20 protein-coding genes and 3 tRNA genes are annotated in these 20,101 nt (G+C 55.3%); 8 read left to right on the top strand and 15 right to left on the bottom strand.

Annotation, left to right across the window (positions count from 1 at the left end):
- Nucleotides 1-224: 224 nt before the first annotated feature.
- From pykF to OK412_RS09405, 5 genes are all read right to left on the bottom strand, one after another.
- Nucleotides 225-1,637 (bottom strand): pyruvate kinase PykF, encoded by a 1,413-nt coding sequence (pykF, locus tag OK412_RS09425; protein WP_010245613.1) that lies wholly within the window; start codon nucleotides 1,635-1,637, stop codon nucleotides 225-227.
- Between the two features lie 344 nt (nucleotides 1,638-1,981).
- Nucleotides 1,982-2,058 (bottom strand) — tRNA-Val (locus OK412_RS09420).
- 11 nt (nucleotides 2,059-2,069) lie between these two features.
- Nucleotides 2,070-2,146 (bottom strand) — tRNA-Val (locus OK412_RS09415).
- A 3-nt stretch (nucleotides 2,147-2,149) separates the two neighbouring features.
- A tRNA-Val gene (locus tag OK412_RS09410) sits at nucleotides 2,150-2,226 on the bottom strand.
- 152 nt (nucleotides 2,227-2,378) lie between these two features.
- The gene (locus OK412_RS09405; RefSeq protein WP_022625743.1) at nucleotides 2,379-3,752 is read right to left on the bottom strand and encodes an MATE family efflux transporter; all 1,374 of its coding nucleotides are present in this window, start codon (nucleotides 3,750-3,752) and stop codon (nucleotides 2,379-2,381) included.
- Between the two features lie 202 nt (nucleotides 3,753-3,954).
- Here OK412_RS09405 and OK412_RS09400 point away from each other — a divergent pair, with 202 nt between their 5' ends.
- Nucleotides 3,955-4,614: a riboflavin synthase subunit alpha gene (locus OK412_RS09400; RefSeq protein WP_264353106.1), complete on the top strand. Its 660-nt coding sequence runs from the start codon at nucleotides 3,955-3,957 to the stop codon at nucleotides 4,612-4,614.
- Between the two features lie 336 nt (nucleotides 4,615-4,950).
- Here the strand turns inward: OK412_RS09400 and cfa are convergent, their stop codons facing one another.
- Together cfa and punC are read right to left on the bottom strand one after the other, a co-directional pair.
- Entirely contained in the window at nucleotides 4,951-6,099 is a 1,149-nt protein-coding gene (gene cfa / locus OK412_RS09395) for a cyclopropane fatty acyl phospholipid synthase (RefSeq protein WP_033786194.1), read from the bottom strand.
- 310 nt (nucleotides 6,100-6,409) lie between these two features.
- Nucleotides 6,410-7,612: a purine nucleoside transporter PunC gene (punC, locus tag OK412_RS09390; RefSeq protein WP_022625741.1), complete on the bottom strand. Its 1,203-nt coding sequence runs from the start codon at nucleotides 7,610-7,612 to the stop codon at nucleotides 6,410-6,412.
- 107 nt (nucleotides 7,613-7,719) lie between these two features.
- Between punC and punR the strand changes: the two genes are divergently transcribed.
- Nucleotides 7,720-8,625: a DNA-binding transcriptional activator PunR gene (gene punR / locus OK412_RS09385; protein ID WP_033771638.1), complete on the top strand. Its 906-nt coding sequence runs from the start codon at nucleotides 7,720-7,722 to the stop codon at nucleotides 8,623-8,625.
- Here punR and purR read toward each other — a convergent pair.
- Nucleotides 8,622-9,647, bottom strand: coding sequence for an HTH-type transcriptional repressor PurR (gene purR, locus OK412_RS09380; protein ID WP_010245595.1), 1,026 nt, complete (start codon nucleotides 9,645-9,647; stop codon nucleotides 8,622-8,624). The two genes, punR and purR, sit on opposite strands and share 4 nt — an antisense overlap.
- 281 nt (nucleotides 9,648-9,928) lie before the next feature.
- On the opposite strand from purR, the gene OK412_RS09375 reads away from it, so the two are divergent.
- Nucleotides 9,929-10,018, top strand: a complete 90-nt coding sequence (locus OK412_RS09375) for a YnhF family membrane protein (RefSeq protein ID WP_010245592.1) — start codon at nucleotides 9,929-9,931, stop codon at nucleotides 10,016-10,018.
- Between the two features lie 46 nt (nucleotides 10,019-10,064).
- Here OK412_RS09375 and OK412_RS09370 read toward each other — a convergent pair whose 3' ends face one another.
- Nucleotides 10,065-10,862, bottom strand: a complete 798-nt coding sequence (locus OK412_RS09370; protein WP_010245589.1) for a C40 family peptidase — start codon at nucleotides 10,860-10,862, stop codon at nucleotides 10,065-10,067.
- Nucleotides 10,863-11,227: 365 nt separating this feature from the next.
- Here OK412_RS09370 and OK412_RS09365 point away from each other — a divergent pair, with 365 nt between their 5' ends.
- Complete coding sequence (locus tag OK412_RS09365) at nucleotides 11,228-11,563, top strand: Grx4 family monothiol glutaredoxin (RefSeq protein WP_170933470.1); 336 nt, start codon at nucleotides 11,228-11,230, stop codon at nucleotides 11,561-11,563.
- A 43-nt stretch (nucleotides 11,564-11,606) separates the two neighbouring features.
- Here the strand turns inward: OK412_RS09365 and rnt are convergent, their stop codons facing one another.
- From rnt to OK412_RS09345, 4 genes are all read right to left on the bottom strand, one after another.
- Nucleotides 11,607-12,275 (bottom strand): ribonuclease T, encoded by a 669-nt coding sequence (rnt, locus tag OK412_RS09360; RefSeq protein WP_010245582.1) that lies wholly within the window; start codon nucleotides 12,273-12,275, stop codon nucleotides 11,607-11,609.
- A 120-nt stretch (nucleotides 12,276-12,395) separates the two neighbouring features.
- Nucleotides 12,396-12,803 (bottom strand): lactoylglutathione lyase, encoded by a 408-nt coding sequence (gloA, locus tag OK412_RS09355; RefSeq protein WP_010245580.1) that lies wholly within the window; start codon nucleotides 12,801-12,803, stop codon nucleotides 12,396-12,398.
- Between the two features lie 116 nt (nucleotides 12,804-12,919).
- Entirely contained in the window at nucleotides 12,920-14,017 is a 1,098-nt protein-coding gene (locus OK412_RS09350) for an alkene reductase (protein WP_010245578.1), read from the bottom strand.
- Nucleotides 14,018-14,067: 50 nt separating this feature from the next.
- A complete protein-coding gene (locus OK412_RS09345) occupies nucleotides 14,068-14,664 on the bottom strand; it encodes a TetR/AcrR family transcriptional regulator (RefSeq protein WP_010245576.1) in 597 nt (198 codons plus the stop codon).
- Nucleotides 14,665-14,838: 174 nt separating this feature from the next.
- On the opposite strand from OK412_RS09345, the gene OK412_RS09340 reads away from it, so the two are divergent.
- From OK412_RS09340 to OK412_RS09325, 4 genes are all read left to right on the top strand, one after another.
- Nucleotides 14,839-15,078: a DUF1289 domain-containing protein gene (locus OK412_RS09340; protein WP_010245573.1), complete on the top strand. Its 240-nt coding sequence runs from the start codon at nucleotides 14,839-14,841 to the stop codon at nucleotides 15,076-15,078.
- Nucleotides 15,079-15,146: 68 nt separating this feature from the next.
- A complete protein-coding gene (locus tag OK412_RS09335; RefSeq protein WP_207090910.1) occupies nucleotides 15,147-16,043 on the top strand; it encodes an aldo/keto reductase in 897 nt (298 codons plus the stop codon).
- A gap of 84 nt (nucleotides 16,044-16,127) precedes the next feature.
- A complete protein-coding gene (sodC, locus tag OK412_RS09330) occupies nucleotides 16,128-16,646 on the top strand; it encodes a superoxide dismutase [Cu-Zn] SodC (RefSeq protein WP_256849310.1) in 519 nt (172 codons plus the stop codon).
- Nucleotides 16,647-16,776: 130 nt separating this feature from the next.
- Nucleotides 16,777-17,244, top strand: a complete 468-nt coding sequence (locus OK412_RS09325) for a hypothetical protein (RefSeq protein WP_111533751.1) — start codon at nucleotides 16,777-16,779, stop codon at nucleotides 17,242-17,244.
- On the opposite strand, the gene OK412_RS09320 is transcribed toward OK412_RS09325, so the two are convergent.
- A complete protein-coding gene (locus tag OK412_RS09320) occupies nucleotides 17,245-19,245 on the bottom strand; it encodes an FUSC family protein (RefSeq protein ID WP_187499998.1) in 2,001 nt (666 codons plus the stop codon).
- A complete protein-coding gene (locus OK412_RS09315) occupies nucleotides 19,242-20,099 on the bottom strand; it encodes an HlyD family secretion protein (RefSeq protein ID WP_033779281.1) in 858 nt (285 codons plus the stop codon). The genes OK412_RS09320 and OK412_RS09315 overlap by 4 nt, the downstream gene beginning before the upstream one ends.
- Between the last annotated feature and the right edge of the window lie 2 nt (nucleotides 20,100-20,101).

The following is a 20,101-nucleotide window of genomic DNA, read 5'->3' as shown; positions in this document are numbered from 1 at the left end:
TTTGATGAGAAGATGCTTAAATTTGATCGTTCGCTCAAAGAAGCAGCGAATCACAGAATATGATAAAAAAATTTAGCGAAAACAGAGAGATTTAATCGGATTAACCTTAATATTAAGAGTATTTGAATAGTTATTTTCGATTGGAATTTTCTGACATTTGGTTTAAGTAGAAATAAAAAAAAGCGCCCGATAAAGGCGCTTCAAAATAATGGTCAGAGAGCGTTTTACAGAACGTGTACAGAAGCAGTGTTGGTAGTTCCGCTTGGTACTAATGCACCTGACACCAGCACCACGACATCGCCTTTCTGGCCGTAGCCACTTTCCAGCGCCGCTTCTTTACCCAGACGATAGAAATCGTCGGTTGAAGCGATCTCAGTCACCAGACGTGTCTCAATCCCTTTGCTCAGGATCAGCTGACGGGCAGTCATCGGATTGGTGGTCAGCGCCAGGATGGTCGCGTTCGGGAAGTATTTACGTACGGCTTTAGCAGATTTACCCCCTTCGGTAGCAACCACAATCAGTGGCGCTTCCAGCTTCTCAGCGGTCTCTACCGCACCACGGCAGACAGCTTCTGTGATACGCATTTTGCGGTTATCACTCTGGCTGTCGATGCGGGACTTCATCACGCGATCGGTACGCTCACAGATGGTCGCCATGATGGTGACCGACTCCAGCGGATAACGGCCTTTGGCGCTCTCACCTGACAGCATGACAGCATCGGTACCGTCAAGAATGGCGTTTGCCACGTCACCGGCTTCTGCGCGGGTAGGGCGCGGGTTCTTGATCATGGAATCGAGCATCTGGGTAGCCGTGATGACCACTTTGCGTGCTTTATTACATTTTTTGATCATCATCTTCTGCGCGAAGATCACTTCTTCAACCGGGATCTCAACGCCCAGATCGCCACGCGCAACCATGATGCCGTCTGAGGCTTCGAGGATTTCGTCGAAGTTGTTCAGGCCTTCCTGGTTTTCGATTTTGGAGATGATCTGGATATGCTCGCCGCCGTTCTGTTTCAGGTGCTCGCGAATTTCCAGCACGTCTGAACGTTTACGGATGAAAGAGGCGGCGACGAAGTCTACGCCCTGCTCACAACCAAAAATCAGGTCGCGCTTATCTTTTTCGGCCAGTGCTGGCAGCTGGATAGAGACGCCTGGCAGGTTAACGCCTTTGTTTTCGCCCAGATCGCCATTGTTCAGGACTTTACACACCACGGTATTTTCAGTGACTTCGGTCACTTCCATACCAATCAGGCCATCATCGACCAGCACCGTGTTGCCGATTTTCAGGTCAGCAGTGAAACCCGGGTAGGTCACCGCAACGCGCTCGCTGTTGCCAATCACGCTCTGGTCTGTAGTAAAGGTAAAGGTCTGACCCGCTTTCAGAGCCGCATCGTTGCCGCCTTCCAGTTTCATGGTGCGGATTTCAGGGCCTTTGGTATCCAGCAGAATAGCGGCCTGACGGCCGGTTTTTTGCATAACGGCACGCATGTTGGTGATGCGTTGGCCATGCTCAGCGTAGTCGCCGTGAGAGAAGTTAAGACGCATAACATTCATGCCAGCTTCAAGCAGCTGAGTCAGCATCTCTTCGGATTCGGTTTTCGGGCCGATTGTACAAACGATTTTAGTCTTTTTCATGACGGATTTTCTGTAAGTTGTGATGGATGAATAAGGGCGGAATCCGATGGCAGCGCATCGAAATGAAATTTCTGATTGAGACTGAAAAGGGCAGTACTGAGTAAGAATAGGTGACGAAGGCCAGGCGTGCAGGGAAGTTGTGCGGTTACGGTTGGTAACCACCACGCTGTTGTTGCGCAAATCATTTGAGTTATCGCAGTAAGCACGTGATCGCTGAAACCTTTCAAGTAAGCAACGCGGGACAGTATAGACGCTAAGTATGCGAAAACCAATCAAAAAGCAGAAGGGGGAAGCGATGCAGATCAATAAAAGTGGAGTTGCGCAAGCTGAAGGAATTCTGAAAGTGGTGCGCTCTAATGGACTCGAACCATCGACCCCCACCATGTCAAGGTGGTGCTCTAACCAACTGAGCTAAGAGCGCATACTGAATATTGGTGCGTCCGAGTGGACTCGAACCACCGACCCCCACCATGTCAAGGTGGTGCTCTAACCAACTGAGCTACGGACGCACTTGGTGCGCTCTAATGGACTCGAACCATCGACCCCCACCATGTCAAGGTGGTGCTCTAACCAACTGAGCTAAGAGCGCAACATGCTGTCAGGGCGACAGCGGGGACGAATATTAACGGCAGCGTGTGAGGCTGGCAAGGGGAAAATAGTTTTTTCGCCATGACTGCACAGCAACTGTGCTAACCGTCGTTTTTTTCGTCATTGCGGGCCATGAATGACCCGCCTCGAACGTTATCGCGCTGCACGCGTCAGGATAATCTCCGCCGGTGATTGCTGTAACCGTCTGATGCGCCAGATCATCATCACCGCAGCCGAGGTCAGGCCGATAATAAAGCCGCACCAGAAGCCCGCAGGTCCCATGCGCGGCACCACCCAGTCGGTCAGCGCCAGCAGATAACCGGCGGGCAGCCCCAGCAGCCAGTAAGCGATAAAGGTAATAAAGAAAATCGACCGCGTATCTTTATAGCCGCGCAGGATCCCGCTGCCAATCACCTGTATCGAGTCTGAGAACTGATAAATTGCCGCCAGCAGCATCAACTGTGCCGCCAGCGTCACCACTTCAGGGTTGTCGTTATAGAGCAGGGCAATCTGATGACGGAACGTCACGGTAAAAATGGCGGTTAGCGCCGCCATGCTGATGCCTACACCCTGTGCGGTCCAGGCCGCGACCCGTGCCTGCTCGGTGGAGCCCTGGCCCAGACGATAACCGACGCGGATGGTGGTCGCGACACCCAGCGACAGCGGCAATACGAACATCAGTGAACTGAAATTGAGCGCAATCTGGTGACCGGCCACGTTAACGATGCCCAGTGGCGAAACCAGCAGGGCGACAACGGCGAACAGCGTGACCTCAAAGAAGAGTGCCAGCGCCACCGGCAATCCCAGCGTCATCAGGCGGCTCAGAATCGGACGGGAAGGGGGTGACCAGCGGCTCTCCATACGGATATCGCGCATGCTACCCATCCGGCGCACCCAGAAGCGCATGCAGATAAACATCACCCAGTAGACCGAGGCGGTCGCCACGCCGCAGCCGACACCGCCCAGGGCTGGCATGCCGAAGTGGCCATAGATAAAGACATAGTTAAGCGGGATGTTGAACATCAGGCCTAAAAAGCCCAGCACCATGCCGGGTTTGGTTTTCGACAGCCCCTCGCACTGATTGCGGAGCACCTGGAAGAAGAGGTAGCCAGGCGCGCCGAACAGCAGGGCATGCAGATAGCCTTCTGCCTTCAGCGCCAGCACTGGATCAATGTCATGCATCGCCCGGATAAGATAACCGGCATGCCACAACAGCACCATAATCAGCAGGGAGACGAAAAAGGCGAGCCAGTATCCCTGGCGGATCTGTTCACCGATGCGTTCGCGGCGGCCAGAACCATTGAGTTGCGCAACGGTGGGCGTCAATGCAAGCAGAAGACCATGACCAAACAGGATGGCCGGTAGCCAGACAGAGGTGCCGACAGCAACGGCGGCCATATCCGTGGCGCTGACTGCGCCGGCCATAATGGTATCCACAAATCCCATTGCGGTTTGAGCCACCTGAGCAAGGATGACCGGAATCGCAAGGGCCAGCAATTGACGCGCTTCTGTTAAATACTTCTGCACGTTAACACCTGACTTATTGAATGAATTAAAAGGGGCAGGAAGCCCGGGGAATTTCGCGAGCTAGTGTAACTGGCGTAACAGAATTCGCCAATCTTTGTCACACAATGCGGTTTGCTCCGCTATAAAGCGGCGGTGCGGGCTGAAATCTAACAGCCGACCTGAGCTGTGATAAACTAGCGTAAACTTCGCAGAGGCAAAGACTATGTTTACCGGTATTGTGCAGGGCACCGCAGAAATCGTGTCCATTGAAGAGAAAGAACTGTTTCGTACCCATACTGTCCGCCTGCCGCAAGAGCTCTTACCGGGTCTGGCGCTGGGCGCATCCGTAGCCCATAACGGTTGCTGTTTAACCGTAACGGCAATTGAAGGCGACCGCGTCAGTTTTGATTTAATTAAAGAGACATTGCGGGTGACTAACCTTGGCGATTTACGTCAGGGCGATGTGGTCAATATTGAGCGTGCAGCGAAATTCAGCGATGAAATAGGCGGACACCTGATGTCTGGTCATATTATGACCACCGCTGAAATCTGCAAGATTATCCAGTCAGAACATAACCGCGAAGTCTGGTTTAAAATCCAGGATGCGGCGCAGATGAAATATATTCTGCATAAAGGGTTTGTCGGCATCGACGGTATCAGCCTGACGGTAGGCGATGTGACTAAGACTAAGTTCTGCGTCTATCTGATTCCGGAAACGCTGGAGCGTACCACGCTGGGGGCGAAGACCTTTGGCGACCGGGTGAATATTGAAATCGATCCGCACACGCAGGCAATCGTGGAGACTGTTGAGCGGGTGTTAGCACAGCGCGATGCCGCGGCGGCGATGAGCATGCTGACCGGCCAGTCAAAGACAGAGAGTTAATAAAAGGCGCGTAAGCACCGCAGACAGCCCAATCGGTTTTACTCTGTCAGCATTATAAAAGCGCAGGGCACCGGCTCAGAAGAGGAAAGCGTCCCGCCGCCCGGATAAAAACGCCGGGAGCGTTTTTGAACAACGCAAAGCGTTGGCCCGGCAACGGGCGTACCTCAGGGATGAGGTGCGTAATCGCGTGGGCCGGGCGTGTCAGGGATGACGGGTTTTGCGACTTTCCGATCTGACCCCGTTCCTTGCGCAACGCACCCTGTTAAAGCAAAACAGGCCCTTCTTTTCAAGTGTTCAGCCGGGGCAGCGCCTTCTTAATTGCCCGCTTTTTAACCCCTACCGCGCCACCCGTAATCCCCCCTCAACACCGCGACTGAACACGATCTGCCACAGCTGAATATCACGCGCCCGGAAGGCACCTGCACAGGCATTCAGATAATAGGAGAACATCCGTTTAAAGCGTTCGCCATATTTATCGGCCAGCTCTGGCCAGGCCTGCAAAAAGCGTTCATGCCAGGCCATCAGTGTTTTATCGTAGTCTGCGCCGAAGTTGTGCCAGTCTTCCAGAATAAAATGGGGTTCGCTGGCATCGGCCACATGGCGCACCGAAGGCAGGCAGCCGTTGGGGAAGATATATTTATCGATCCAGGGATCGACACTCATATCGGTTTTAATCGCGCCGATGGTGTGAAGCAGGAAAATACCGTCAGGCTTTAAATTACGATCGACCACGTCAAAATAGGTCGCGTAATTTTTCGGTCCGACATGTTCAAACATACCCACCGACACAATACGATCAAACTGCTCATTCAGATCGCGATAATCCTGCAACAGAATCGTGACGTCTAATCCGCTGCAGCGCTGCTGCGCCAGTTTCTGTTGTTCGGCGGAAATCGTCACGCCATGCACTTTAACGCCATAATAACGTGCGGCAAATTCCGCGAGTCCGCCCCAGCCACAGCCGATATCCAGCAGTGACATTCCGGGTTCCAGCGCTAATTTACGGCAGATCATATCCAGCTTGGCTTCCTGCGCCGTCGCCAGTGTCGTCGCCTCTTTCCAGTAGCCACAGGAGTATTGCATATAGGGATCGAGCATCAGTGAAAAGAGGTCGTTGCCCAGGTCGTAATGCTCTTTACCGACAATCCACGCCCGTTTTTTTGACTGCAGATTGGTTAAGCGTGCGGCGGCAATGCGCAGCGTATCTTTGAAGTGATGAGGCAGCTGCTGATCGAGTTTATGTTTAAGTACCTGGTGGAAGAAAATATCCAGCCGGTCACACTCCCACCATCCATCCATATAGCTCTCACCGAGCCCAAGAGAGCCCTCCTGCAGAACACGTTTAAAAAAACCAGGATGATTAATATGAATATCCCAGGGACGTGAACCATTAATTTCGATATCCGCTTTTTCCAGCAGTTCATGAACGATGCGATACCAATGGTTTTCTTCGAGGCTCACTTCTTCTGCATAAGATGAACTCATAGATATTCCACCACCTGTCCAATCTGAACCTGAACAAAGAGTAGCCAATTTATTCAGGCAATGAGAAACGATGCGGATGGCTCCGCAAACCGGTTATCTGTGTGATACAGAGGACTGGAACAGCCTGCAGCAGGTCGGGTAAGGTGAGAATAACGCGCGCGAATACCGTCCCGGCAGCAGGGTGCCAATCAGATTATTACGTTATTATATTGTTGATTTATTACAGATTTGTTGACCCGGATGAGTATATGCTCACGCGGGTCAATATTCAATAACTTATTGTTAGGGCGCTAACTAAAAAGTCAGTGTGTCACTGATTATCCTGGCAGGCAGTTTGCGCAGAGGCAACAACAGTTTGTGCGCTTGCGGCTCGCTGCATGGCGTAACCCATCAGCGCCAGCACAATTGTCACCGTCATCATCAGTGTGGTGGTAAATAGCGGCTGAGTTAAGCCGGCCGACACCGCCAGGCTGGCAGCGAAACAGAGTCCTAACTGCAGTGTGTTCTGCAACGCGGCGGCTTTACCGGTAGCGGTCGGAAAGGGCATCAGCGCACTGGACACCACAATCGGATAGATCGCGCCGTTAGCCAGCGCCATACCGCAGAACGGTACCATCAGACTCACCAGCGTGCTGCTGCCAGCAAGCGCAACAGCAAACAGCGCCAGAATGCTCAGGCTGTAGACGGCCAGCAGCCAGGGCAGCAACTGTGCGCCGTTAAAGCGGTTGAGCAGGGTGCGACAGCCGAAGCCACCAATTAAAAAGGCGAGCGTCTGGGGCACATAACTCAGACCGATATCGGCGGGCGACAGACCCAGATCCGCCAGAATAAAGGGCGATCCGGTCAGCCAGGCAAAGAAGCTGGCTGAGCAGGCGGAGTAGATCAGCACGTTGCCGCTGTAGACCCGTGATTTAAGCAGCGTGAAAAAGCCGGGCTGCGCACCTTTTTCTCCCGCGGCCTTGCGCACGGTGGGCAGACGCAGCGTGGTCAGAATCAACGCCACCGCAATCAGGGTCAGCACCAGGAAAATCGAACGCCAGTGGAAGTGGCCGATCAGCCAGGCACCCAGTAGCGGAGCCAGCGCCGGAGAGAGCGCAACCAGCGGCATAATGGTGGCAAAGACTTTGTTAGCGCGCGCTGCAGGGTAGCGATCCACCACCAGCGCCTGCCAGCTTACGGCAGCGGCACAGACGCCAATCGCCTGGACAAAACGCAGCGCCAGCATCAGATAGATATCATTCACCCACAGCATGCCTGCGCAGCCAGCGCCAAACATGGCCAGTCCGGACAGCAGCACCGGTTTACGACCGATGCGATCGGAAAGCGGTCCCCAGAAGAGCTGACCCACGGCGAAGCCGCCCAGGAAGAGACTCATACTGGCGCTGATCAGACCGGGTGAAGTGTTAAAGGTTTGCTGCATCGCACCAAAGGCGGGCAGGTACATATCAGTGGCTAAAAAGCCCAGCATGCTCAGCAGGGCAAGGTAGGGCATAAACCCTTTATTCGACAGCATCTGATTCTCATTTTTGCAGGATAAACGCGGCAGAGTGTAAAAGGTGCGTTTGCTGCTGTGAAACGGTAATATTTGCCGATTGCTGTTAAAATTTTTGAAGGCAGATTATGTGGTCAGAATATGCATTAGAAGTGGTTGACGCTGTCGCCCGTGGGGGGAGCTTCAGCGCCGCCGCGCAGGAGTTACATCGGGTGCCCTCTGCCATCAGCTATACGGTGCGTCAGCTGGAGAACTGGCTGGCGGTACCGCTGTTTGAACGGCAGCATCGCGAAGTGGTTCTGACCCCGGCGGGTGAGCATTTTGTCCGGGAAGGACGCAGCGTCATCAAAAAAATGCTTGCCACCCGGCGACAGTGTCAGCAGCTGGCTAACGGCTGGCGCGGCCAGCTAAGCATTGCCGTTGACCGTATCGCTAAACCTCAGCGCACCCGACAACTGGTCAAAGATTTCTATCGCCACTTTCCCGATATGGAGCTGATCATCAGCTATGAAGTCTTTAACGGCGTCTGGGATGCGCTGGCCGATGGCCGGGTGGAAGTGGCGATTGGTGCCACGCAGGCGATACCGGTGGGCGGACGCTTTGCTTTTCGGGATATGGGCACGCTTAACTGGCGCTGCGTGGTTGCGCCCGACCATCCTCTGACGCAGGCGAGCCAGATAGATGATGACACGCTGCGGAGCTGGCCATCCCTGGTGCTGGAAGATACTTCACGGGCACTGCCGCGTCGTATGACATGGACGCTGGATAACCAGCGCCGGCTGGTGGTGCCGGAGTGGCAAACCGGGCTGGATTGCGTGCAGGCGGGATTGTGTGTGGCGATGGTGCCGGGTCATCTGGCCAGGCCACTGCTCGACAGCGGCGAGCTGGTTGAACTGACGCTGCCGGTGGCGTTTCCGGACAGCCCATGCTGCGTCAGCTGGGCAGAGGATCGCGCATCACCGGCGACAGGCTGGTTGCTCAGCTATCTGGGTGATGCGCAAACGCTTAATCAGGAGTGGTTAAGCGAGCATTAACGGCGATAGTCGCGGAACGGGCCATCGGCCACGGAACGGCGCTCAATCAGCGTGGGATGGACCTCAATCGTTTGTGACACTTCGCGTTTACTGGTAATGCGGTCCAGCAGCATTTCCAGCGCTTTCTCACCCAGCTGGGCTTTAGGCTGATGCACTGTGGTCAGGGCCGGTGCAAAATAACGGGCGTTGCGCACATTGTCATAGCCGATCACCGAAATATCCTGGGGGACGCGTAAACCCATTTCGTCGGCGGCGCAAATCGCGCCCATCGCCATGATGTCACCGCCACAGAACACCGCCGTGGGACGCTGCTTCTGCGACAGGATCTGCTGCATCGCCTGATAGCCCGACTCCGGCTCAAAGTCACCCTGCACAATCCACTCGGCGCGTGGCTGAATACCCGCTTCTTCCATCGCCTTCAGGAAACCGGCATGACGTCCGCCACCGGTGTTACGCTCCATCTGGCCGGGGATTGCACCAATATCCCGGTGTCCGCGTTCAATCAGATAGCGTCCCGCCAGATAGCCGCCCTGAAAAGCATTATCCAGTACCGTGTCGGTGAAGTCGGCGCGCGATTCACCCCAGTCCATCACCACCATCGGGATATTGCGGTTCTCTTCCAGCATCTGCAGCAGATCGTCCGGATATTCAGAGCACATCACCAGCAGCCCATCGACGCGTTTCTGCGCCATCATGCTGAGATAGGCGCGCTGTTTTTGCAGATCGTTATGCGCATTACCCAGAATCAGCGTATAGCCTTTGTCAAAGCAGTGATTTTCGACCGCTTCGATAATTTCAGCGAAATAGGGCGCTTCGCTGGAGGTGGCAAGCAGGCCCAGCGTTTTGGTGTGGTTCACTTTCAGGCTGCGCGCCACGGCGCTCGGCGAGTAGTGCAGTTCTTTAATCGCCTGCCAGACCGCGTTGCGCGTCTCTTCAGCCACAAAGCGGGTTTTATTGATGACGTGCGAAACGGTGGTCGTTGAGACGCCAGCGCGTTTCGCCACATCTTTAATTGTTGCCATGAAAATCGGACTCCAGTGCTTATCTAACTCTATGATAAGCGTAGTGTTAAACGTTTGCGTCTGCTCAGGGTTTTTTCCGCAAAAATGCAGCTTTTAAGGCCAGTCAACAGGCCGCTGGCGGCGTAAAAACGCCTGAAAACGTGCGCAAACGGAATAAGGGTTGCGCGCGTTGCGCAACAAAGGCGGGATTCTAACAAGGCTGAACGGATAAAACGAGATTTTTACCGGGCCCTGTGGGAAAATGCGATACCCCTACTGATTGTGTGACTAAGGAGCAAGCAATGAGTACCGATCTTAAACTGGCTTTAATGACCACCGCGGGCTGTCTGCTGATGATTGTGGCCTTTAGTTTTACCGCTATTCTGCACTAATAAAAAAGCCGGGATTATCCCGGCTCTCTTCTGGTTGTTCTGCTGCTCAGCGTATGGTTTTCGGCGTCATCACCCGACGGGCACCAATATAGTGGCGCTGCCAGTAATCTTCTCCTAACGCGCTGATCTGAATATCTTTGCCGGTGCGTGGCGACTGGATAAACTTGCCATCACCCAGGTAAACGCCGACATGGTCCGCAGTACCGCGTCCATTGATACGGAAGAAGACCAGATCGCCTTTCTCCAGCGACTCACGCTTGATCGGGGCGGCGTCACGCAGGTGGTACATCTCGTTAGCGGTACGTGGGATCTTAAACTTCACCAGATCTTTATAGGCGTACCAGACCAGGCCGCTGCAATCGAAACCGGTATGGGGAGAGGTGCCGCCCCACTGATAGGGTTTACCCAACTGACCCATCAGCTTGGTCATCGCGGTTTCACGGGCCTTCTGGTAGCGCTGACGGTGAGATTTGCTCATCTTAATCGTGCCGGTCTCGCTGGTGGTGACCTCAGCGGTTTTCAGCAGGCGTTGATGACCATAACGTTTTTTCTCTTTGTTCTTACTGAGACGGGCGGTTTTTAGCGAGGTCTTTTTAGCAGGCGTCTGTTTCGCGGTGAGTTCGACTTTTTTCAGTTTTTTTGTTTTTAGTTTTTGAACCGGGCTGAGGCGAGTCTTTTTCGTCACCGTTTTGACCGGGCGACGCTTGCGACGCTCATCGTCGCGCGCACTCTTTTTCTCTGCTTTATGCGTACTGACGTTCACCGGCGCGTGAGGCGACGCAGCGGCGATGTTGAAAAACAGTTGCGCAAAGGCCAGCATGAAAAACGTAATGATTAAACGCATAGTCCGTTGATTAGTTAAGTTGTCAGGGCCACTACGCACCGCGACAAAGTTGAGATTAATCTGATCCAGGATCAGCGCCCAGGCCATTCTAGTCCAGTTCTTTTAAAAACTGTAATGCCTTTTAATATTAATCTTTGCAACCCACGCAATTGTGCTGAAAATGAACATTTTCAGCGTCTTATATCAACGAAATTATTACGAATTATTAATCTGTTACCTGCTGTTAATAATCAGGAATTCAGGTGGCCCGGAGCAGGACTTAACAATGATGGCGATTTAATCGGGCAGCGATCAAAATCTCGTTTTCAGTCACGCTGCGAAGTCGCTACAATAAACAAACACGATGTGACGAATTAAGGAAGGCAATTATGAGTACTGTAGAAAAAATTCAGCGCCAGATCGCAGAAAACCCGATCCTGCTGTACATGAAAGGTTCCCCGAAACTGCCAAGCTGCGGTTTCTCTGCACAGGCGGTGCAGGCGCTGTCAGCCTGCGGTGAGCGTTTTGCTTACGTGGATATTCTGCAGAACCCGGACATTCGTGCCGAGATGCCGAAATTCGCTAACTGGCCAACTTTCCCGCAGCTGTGGGTTGATGGCGAGCTGGTCGGTGGATGCGACATCATCGTTGAAATGTTACAACGTGGTGAACTGCAGACGCTGATCAAAGAGACCGCAGAAAAATTTAAAGAAGCAGAATAAAAAAAGGCCGACATCACGTCGGCCTTTTTCATTGCGGCATCCCTTATGCGGATGTCGTGGCTTCTGCATCGCCTTCCGCGAAGGGCAGTGGCCAGCCGCCTAACCGTTTCCAGCGGTTCACCAGCTCGCAGAACAGCGTTGCCGTCTGCTGAGTATCATAGAGCGCAGAATGCGCCTGCGTACTGTCAAACTCCATGCCCGCCGCAATACAGGCCTTCGCCAGCACCGTCTGCCCTAAAACCAGCCCGCTCAGGGCCGCGGTGTCAAAGGTGGCAAACGGGTGAAACGGATTGCGCTTCAGGCTGGCTCGTTCCGCCGCCGCTGACATAAAGTTCAGGTCGAAAGTAGCATTGTGCGCCACCATAATGGCGCGATTGCAGCCGCTGTCTTTAATGCCCTTGCGCACCATTTTGAAAATGGCGTGCAGCGCCTCATATTCACTGACCGCGCCGCGCAGCGGATTGCTGGGATCGATGCCAGTAAAGGCCAGGGCTTCGGGATGCAGCAGCGACCCGACAAAAGGTTCGACGTTGAAATGCAGCGTCTGGTCAATCTGAATCCATCCCTCTTCATCCATTTTCAGCGTGATAGCGGCAATCTCCAGTAACGCATCGGTTTGCGCATTGAAACCCGCGGTTTCAACGTCGATCACCACCGGATAGAAGCCACGGAAACGTTGATTGAGTGCATTAGGGGAATTCGATTCAGACATCAGGATCTCGTTGCAGAAAAAGGGCAGCGCGTATTATGGCAAAAAACGGGGCCGGGTGCAGCAGATGAAGCGCAGAGAAGGGGATTCAGCCCACCCGATCGGGCAGGCTGACAGGCAGGTTTAGTTGCCGAGGCCGTTACCGGCATCTTTGTTTTCGATCAGCTCGATTTTGTAACCATCGGGATCTTCAACAAAGGCAATAATGGTGGAGCCGCCTTTAACCGGGCCAGCTTCACGCGTCACGTTGCCGCCATCTTTGCGGATACGTTCGCAGGCCGCTGCTGCGTCATCAACGCCCAGCGCAATATGACCATAGGCATCACCGAGGTCATACTTATCGACGCCCCAGTTGTAGGTCAGTTCGATCACCGCACCTTCGCTCTCGTCGGTGTAGCCCACAAATGCCAGGGTATATTTGTATTCGGTGTTTTCGCTCTGACGTAACACGCGCATGCCCAGCACACGGGTGTAGAAATCGATTGAACGTTGCAGATCGCCAACGCGCAGCATGGTATGAAGTAAACGCATAACATCCTCTTTTAAATAAAACGCCATCGCCCGATGACTCAGGCGCTAAGTATAGCGATGAAAATCGCTATTGAATAATGGCTGCCGTCATCATCCCGGACGGCAGCCCGAACCGGTTACAGCGTTGGGTAGTCGATATAACCTTCCGCGCCGCCGCCGTAGAAGCTTTCCGGACGCTGTGGATTGAGTGGGGCGTCCTGCTGCAGACGCTCAACCAGATCCGGGTTAGCAATGTAATCGCGACCAAACGCAACCGCATCGATCAGACCGCGACCAATCAGGTCATCCGCTTTCTCAACGGTATAGGCACCGGCACCAATGATGGCACCCGGGAAGAGATCACGCACTTTCTGACGGAAAGCGTCGGTATAAGGCTGACCGCCGGCCCAGTCTGGCTCGGAGAGATGCAGATAGGCGATGTTGCGTTTTGCCAGCTCGCCGATATACCACAGCGCCGCTTCCTCTTCATCCGGGCCGTTGTCCAGATTCTGGAAGCTGCCGATAGGTGAGACGCGAATACCAATGCGATCGGCTGACCAGTTAGCGATCACCGCATCAACCACTTCCAGCGCAAAGCGACCGCGTTTTTCGATGCTGCCGCCATATTCATCAGTACGCTGGTTTGAGCCAGGTGCCAGGAACTGGTGCATCAGGTAACCGTGCGCCGAGTGCAGCTCAAGCAGGTCAAAGTCCGCTTCACGCGCGTTGGCCGCAGCCTGGCCAAAATCTGCCACAATCTGCTTAATCTCTGGCACTGTCAGCTCACGCGGCGTTGAGGTATCTTCGCGATAGACGCTGCCATCTTCAGCACGCAGTGAGGTACGGGTGCCAGCGGCAATCGCCGATGGCGCAACCGGTGCTTTGCCTTCCGGCTGCACGCTGTTATGTGAGATACGACCGGTGTGCCATAACTGTACTGCGGTGTGACCGCCAGCCTGATGCACGCCTTCGTTAATCGCTTTCCACGCTGCAATCTGTGGCTGAGTATGTAAGCCTGGCGCACCGGCATAGCCTTTCGCCTGGAAAGAGATCTGGGTCGCTTCGGTGATGATCAAACCGGCGCTGGCGCGCTGGCGATAATATTCAGCCATCATCGGGGTAGGGATGTCGCCTGGCTCAATGCTGCGCAGACGGGTCAGCGGTGCCATAAATACGCGGTTTGGGACGGTAATTGCACCGACTTTTAGCGGACGAAACAGCTGGGTACTCGCCATAATAGCTCCTGATTAGTAGACCAGTCGTCTACAAACATGTTTTTTAAAAATCAGCGGCGTTCAAGCCACTGTTCGATGGTACTCAATGCCAGACGCAGTGGCTGCGCCTCGCGGGAAATTTTGCTCTGCAGGCTGGCACCCAGCCACAGCAGCGACAGCAATTCCGCCATCTGCGCGGGGGGCTGCGGCAGGCTCAGCGACTCCTGCTGCTCTGCGGCAATCAGGGTCCGGGCGTAGAGTGCCGTGATCTTTCCGGCACCCTGCTGCAGTGCATCACGCATCGGCTCTGAGAGATCGCACACCTCCGCGGAGACTTTGACGCCCAGACAGCCTACGATGTGGCCCTGCTGAACAAACAGATCAACGGCAGCACGAAAGTGGTTAAGCAGACGCTCCCGCGGCGTGCCTTCGGTCTGGTTAAGCTGCAACGCCACATCCTGCAGGAAACGCGCAAAATAGCGCTCCAGTAACGCCACGCCAAACGCCTCTTTAGAACGGAAGTAGTAGTAGAAGGAGCCTTTCGGCACCGCCGCCTGCGTCAGCAGTTCGCTGAGGCCCATTCCGGTAAAACCGCGTTGCAGACAGAGTTGCTCACCTGTCTGGAGCAGGTGTTCGCGGGTTTCGTTGCGTTGTAGCGTCTTATTCATGGCAGTGAGATTAGTAGACCAGTCGGTCTAATGCAACGCAACCCTCTCTATTTGGCACAGAGTGTTCACTCCTGAGTCAAAGAACAGGATAATTCTGGCCGGGTGGGGCTTACTTCCTGCGCAACCAGGCTACGCTTTTTACTGGACTGTTTATTCTGTGAATCCGGAGGCGTGGTGGCCGAGCAGCTTGAGTTTTTCCCGGTTCCCAGCCCCTGTCGCGGCATCTGCCAGACGGATGCGCGCGGCTACTGCCTGGGATGTTTACGCAGCCGCGATGAGCGGTTCAACTGGCTGCGCTTTAGCGATGCGCAAAAGCGTGAGGTCATTCGTCTCTGTCAGCAGCGGCGTCAGCGTCTGCAACGGCAACAGAAAGGTGAGGAGCCACACGCGCCCCAACAGCCGGAGTTATTCTGACGACTTTGCGCTTTCCGTTATACTCTCTGACACGCTAATTTCAGCCAACGCGCAACAGGGAGATCGTCATGTTAGAACCGCAAGCCATCGCTTCACAGGGGCCCGATTTTTCACCGCTGGTCATGGGGTACTGGCGTCTGATGGAGTGGGGGATGTCGCCACAGGAACGGGTCGCCTTTATTGAGCACCATGTGAGGCTCGGCATCACTACCGTTGACCATGCGGACATCTACGGTGACTACCAGTGTGAGGCGGCGTTTGGCGAGGCACTGAAACTGGCACCCGGCTTGCGCGACCAGCTACAGATTGTCACCAAGTGCGGCATCGCCACCCGCGCTCAGCCTGAGCATCAGATAGGCCACTACATTACCGACAAACGTCATATCCTGCAGAGTGCTGAAAACTCACTGCGCCATATCCACACCGATCGTCTCGACCTGTTGCTGATCCATCGTCCCGATCCGCTGATGGAGGCTGACGAGGTGGCCGAAGCCTTTATGGCGCTGCATCACAGCGGCAAGGTTCTGCATTTTGGCGTTTCCAACTTCTCACCATCACAGTTTTCCCTGCTGCAATCCCGTCTGCCGTTCTCGCTGGTGACAAATCAGCTGGAGATCTCACCCGTGCAGCAAAGTGTGCTGCTGGATGGATCGCTGGATCAGTGTCAGCAGCTGCGTATTCGTCCGATGGCCTGGTCCTGTCTGGGTGGCGGTCGCCTGTTTAACGATCCCCATTTCCAGCCGCTGCGTGACGAACTGGAAGCCGTGCGGCAGGAAACCGGTGCCACCAGCCTTGAGCAGGTGGTCTATGCCTGGATACTGATGCTGCCATCGCGCCCGCTGCCAATCATCGGCTCAGGTAAAACGGCGCGGGTCAGCGAAGCCGCCGGAGCACTGAACTTATCCCTGTCGCGTCAGCAGTGGTTCCGTATTCGCAAGGCGGCGCTGGGATTTGATGTGCCCTGAAGCGTAAAACTGCGTCAATCTCCGGCAAAATAGTGCAACAGCGACCAGACTTATCTCAAACCCTGGTATGCAAATGGAGTCACCATGAAAATGAAAGTAGTTGCCCTATTCGCACTGATCGCCTGCGGCTCAGCACTGGCTGCCAGCGAGCAGGTTACGATCCATCAGGTTACCGCTGAAGGGATTGGGAAATCGCTGGGCACCGTTAAGATTGACGAGACACAGTATGGTCTGCAGTTCACGCCGGATCTGCAGGGCCTTCAGCCGGGCATTCATGGTTTCCATGTTCATGCTAAAGGCAGCTGTGAACCGGGCGAGTCTGAAGGCAAAGTGGTCGCCGCCGGTGCGGCGGGTGGTCACCTTGATCCGGCCAACAGCGGCAAACATCTGGGGCCTTATGCAGAGGGGCACCTGGGCGACCTGCCCGCGGTCTATGTCGATGACAAAGGCAGCGCCACTTATCCGGTGCTGGCGCCGCGTCTGAAATCGTTAAAAGAGATCAAAGGCAAAGCGCTGATGGTGCACGTCGGCGGTGACAATCATGCCGACCATCCTAAACCGCTGGGCGGTGGCGGGGCACGCTACGCCTGCGGTGTAATCTGAGTTTCCGGGCGGCAGGCGATGGCCGCCCGCTTTTCTCCTGCCTGTTTATGAATTGTTGTACCATCCCTGACATTTCCCCCCTATGATATTGATTCAGGTAAGAAAGCGTGATGGGGAAAGGAGCAGGAAAATGAAATTCAAGGGCGCATTACTGCTGTGTCTGCTGCTGGTGGGATGCGATAAACCCAATGATACGCAACTGGTCACCGAAACCGGACGCGAACTGCAGCGCACCATCGATACCAACCCAATGCGTATCACCTGTGAAAAGATCGCGAAGGGTCGTGAATGGCTGAGCCGCAACATGGTGCGTAAGCTGAAAGCGCAGGGTTGCGATCAGGTCTTTCGCAGCGCCACCGAAACCAATTTCACGGATAGCACTATTTATCGCCGCACCATGACTATGGTGTGCGGTGGCATTCATGGTCAGAGTTTTACCGGTACCGAACTGACACGCCGGTTTATCTTCTCACCCGATGAGAAAGTGCTGGTGATTGAACCGATGACCGAAATGGATAAAACCCGCTTCGAAGGCCATAAAACGCTGCAACAGCTGCAGGATGATTTTAACCGGCAACAGCAGCAATATTGCCAGTGATCACTCCGGCACCGCCTGCTTCAGCTGTGCCAGTGAACAGCGTAACCGCCAGATAATCCCCGCCAGCTCGCTGGCCTCATTGCTTTCCAGTGCCAGTAACGCGGTGATGGTCTCCTCCAGTTCCGTCAGCATCCGATCCAGCGAGCTGTGGCGCACGCCGCGGCTGCTGATAATCTGCTGTAAGTCTTGCAGGCAGTGATCGCGAAACCCCATCAGTGCGGCTGAACCGGCGCGCCATTCACGCAGCTGCCAGACGATATGCGAGCAGTTGAGCAGCACCACGCCCCAGCGCAGTAGCCAGACGCGTGCCTGCTCGTCCCGGCTGTGACTGAGCTGGCTGATGCGGTGGTAAATCTGCGATTCGAAGCGGCTCTCGCTGAGCCGGGGCCGCTGCCGCAGCTGATCGAGAAACGCCAGCCGCAGCGCCCGGATATGCCGTCGGCTGCGCCGCGCATCGGAGCTGGGTCGCAGAATCTGGAACGCCAGCCAGGCGAGCAGCACCCCGCAGACTTTGGCGATGTTATCGTTAAAGAAGTCCTGATAATCCCATGTGGGCGGATTAGTCACCGCGATAAACGAGCCCATAAAGACGATGAACTGTCCCCACATCCCGGCGCGCTGTTTCTGTTGCAGCTTAAAGAGTTGCAGCGTCACCAGCAGCGGGAACAGAAACAGCAAAAACTGCCACAGCTGACTGATCTGCACCATCAGCCCAAACTTCATCACAAAACTAAACGCAAACAGCCACAGCAGGGTCTTCAGCAGCAGCGTGACGCTGCCGCCAGGTGAGGGTGATGAAGCGTAGAGCACACAGGCAATGGCGGTTAAGGTGAGCGCGGCGGCACCTGAAGACCATTGCGTATTGATCCAGAAGGCGCAGCCCAGCACGATAACGCAGAAGGTACGCAGGGCGCTCCAGCCCGCCTCGGCGCTGTCACTGTCGCGCGCCAGCGCCGGAACCGGCGGTGGCTGAAAACGGGTGTCGGCATCGGCGCGATCCAGCAGGCGGATCCAGCGCAGCACGTTGAGGTACATCCAGCAGAAGTAGCGCAGCCGCTGACAAAAAGCGCGCTGCCGGTAGTCGCCATCCGCTGCCGGGGTCACGCTGCGCAGGATTTGTGCCAGACGATATTTATCACACGCCGGTTTCGCCAGTTCCACCATCAGTTGTTGCAGCGCCTCAAACAGCGCCTCAGGCGCGTCGGGCCAGTTTAGCAGCATGCGTCGCAGGCTGGAGAGCACGCTGGTGAGTCGCAGCTGCTGGTGCAGCACATAGTTCAGCACGTTGTTCTGTCGGCGAAAGCGGTAGTGGCTCCAGAACGCCTGAATCCGCAGCAGATTCATGGTCAGAATCTGGCTGATGACATTTTCATGCGCGGTCCGGATGGTCTCGCTGGCTGAGGGCTGCAGCAGTAACACCGCATGTTCCAGCAACCGGGCATGCATCTGTTTCAGCGAGGTAATCAGCGTCTCACCATCGGAGGTACTCGGCAGTACCATCATCATCAATCCGGCGCAGAGAATGCCGGAGATCACCTCGCAGACCCGTGCCTGAGCGATGGTCCATAGCGAGGTGATATCGGTGATGTTAACGCTGCTAAAGGCGATGATGGCGGCGGTGTAGCCCGCCAGCGAAAAGGCGTAGGCAACGTTATTCTGGTAGTGATTCGCTATGCCGGTACAGAGCGCCAGCCAGCCGGCAATGGCAAAGGTAAACAGCCACGGCTCATTAAGCGTATGTCCGGCGATCAGCAGCGCGGCGCTGGCCCCCATCAGACTGCCAACAATGCGCCCCAGACTTTTACTGATCGCGCCGCCGACGGTGGGAAAGCTAATCACGGCGGCAGAGGTCATTGCCCAGTAGGGCTCATCCAGATCCAGTGCGTAGGCGATGCTCAGCGCCAGACACATCGCAATAGCGTTACGCAACGCATAGCGCCACTGGCCGGCGTTCGCCTTAATCCAGGGAAGTTGATCCCAGGCCAGCCACTGAAAATTCATGGCTGGATGGTGATGGTGCAGCTGGTTCCCGCCACCAGGTCTGCATCGGCAGGGAGCGGGTCGAGACGAATACGCACCGGCACTCGCTGCGCCAGCCGCACCCAGGGCACGTTAGGTTTGATATCGGGCACCAGGCCGCTGTCGGTCTCAATGCTTTGGTCATAGATGGCGCGGCCAATGCTATCCACCTGACCCTGCAGCCGCATGCCATTGCTGTAGAGCACCACCTGGGCCGCTGCGCCTGGGTGAATATGGCGCAGTTTGGTCTCTTCGAAGTAGCCCATTACGTAGTAAGAGTGGCTGTCGACCAGGGCAAACAGAGGCGAACCCGCGGTGGCATAGTTGCCGGGACGCAGCGTCAGATTGGTGATCCAGCCATCCGCCGGTGCGGTCAGCGTCGTCTGCTGCAGATTCCAGCGCGCCCGTTCCCACTCCGCCTGTGCCGCTTTGGTGCTGGCGGCCGCCGCGCCGGCGCTTAATCGCGCGGCATCAAGGTCCTCTGCAGAGATGATGTTGCGCGGCAGGCTGCTGCGACGATTAAATTCATGCTGCGCTTTCGCGAGATCCGCCTGCGCTTTGCTGAGCTGGGCGGCGGCATTGTCGAGCGCGATCTGCCACGGCACCGGGTCCAGCGTTAACAGCTGCTGGCCCTGATGCACAAACTGATTGTCTTTGACCTTCAGTTGCGTAATTCGTCCCGACACCTGAGGCGTGATATCCACCAGCTCTGCCCGTACTTTCCCGTCACGGGTCCAGGGCGACTGCATATAGTAGTTCCAGAGCCAGCCACCGGCCAGCAGCGCCAGGGCAAACACGATCAGCGTGGAGAAGTATTTTACCGCGTTAAATTTCATAT

The sequence above is a fragment of the Pantoea sp. JV6 genome, assembly GCF_025910055.1.
Taxonomy (GTDB): domain Bacteria; phylum Pseudomonadota; class Gammaproteobacteria; order Enterobacterales; family Enterobacteriaceae; genus Pantoea; species Pantoea agglomerans.
This window is presented reverse-complemented; position numbering and strand designations above follow the sequence as displayed.

Coding starts and splice junctions, on each gene's coding strand:
- OK412_RS09350 (WP_010245578.1), bottom strand. CDS start 14,017: ATGGCGAGTACCCAGCTGTTTCGTCCGCTAAAAGTCGGTGCAATTACC.
- OK412_RS09335 (WP_207090910.1), top strand. CDS start 15,147: ATGTTAGAACCGCAAGCCATCGCTTCACAGGGGCCCGATTTTTCACCG.
- OK412_RS09375 (WP_010245592.1), top strand. CDS start 9,929: ATGAGTACCGATCTTAAACTGGCTTTAATGACCACCGCGGGCTGTCTG.
- OK412_RS09320 (WP_187499998.1), bottom strand. CDS start 19,245: ATGAATTTTCAGTGGCTGGCCTGGGATCAACTTCCCTGGATTAAGGCG.
- punR (WP_033771638.1), top strand. CDS start 7,720: ATGTGGTCAGAATATGCATTAGAAGTGGTTGACGCTGTCGCCCGTGGG.
- cfa (WP_033786194.1), bottom strand. CDS start 6,099: ATGAGTTCATCTTATGCAGAAGAAGTGAGCCTCGAAGAAAACCATTGG.
- gloA (WP_010245580.1), bottom strand. CDS start 12,803: ATGCGTTTACTTCATACCATGCTGCGCGTTGGCGATCTGCAACGTTCA.
- OK412_RS09400 (WP_264353106.1), top strand. CDS start 3,955: ATGTTTACCGGTATTGTGCAGGGCACCGCAGAAATCGTGTCCATTGAA.
- pykF (WP_010245613.1), bottom strand. CDS start 1,637: ATGAAAAAGACTAAAATCGTTTGTACAATCGGCCCGAAAACCGAATCC.
- sodC (WP_256849310.1), top strand. CDS start 16,128: ATGAAAATGAAAGTAGTTGCCCTATTCGCACTGATCGCCTGCGGCTCA.
- OK412_RS09325 (WP_111533751.1), top strand. CDS start 16,777: ATGAAATTCAAGGGCGCATTACTGCTGTGTCTGCTGCTGGTGGGATGC.
- purR (WP_010245595.1), bottom strand. CDS start 9,647: ATGGCAACAATTAAAGATGTGGCGAAACGCGCTGGCGTCTCAACGACC.
- OK412_RS09345 (WP_010245576.1), bottom strand. CDS start 14,664: ATGAATAAGACGCTACAACGCAACGAAACCCGCGAACACCTGCTCCAG.
- OK412_RS09315 (WP_033779281.1), bottom strand. CDS start 20,099: ATGAAATTTAACGCGGTAAAATACTTCTCCACGCTGATCGTGTTTGCC.
- rnt (WP_010245582.1), bottom strand. CDS start 12,275: ATGTCTGAATCGAATTCCCCTAATGCACTCAATCAACGTTTCCGTGGC.
- punC (WP_022625741.1), bottom strand. CDS start 7,612: ATGCTGTCGAATAAAGGGTTTATGCCCTACCTTGCCCTGCTGAGCATG.
- OK412_RS09370 (WP_010245589.1), bottom strand. CDS start 10,862: ATGCGTTTAATCATTACGTTTTTCATGCTGGCCTTTGCGCAACTGTTT.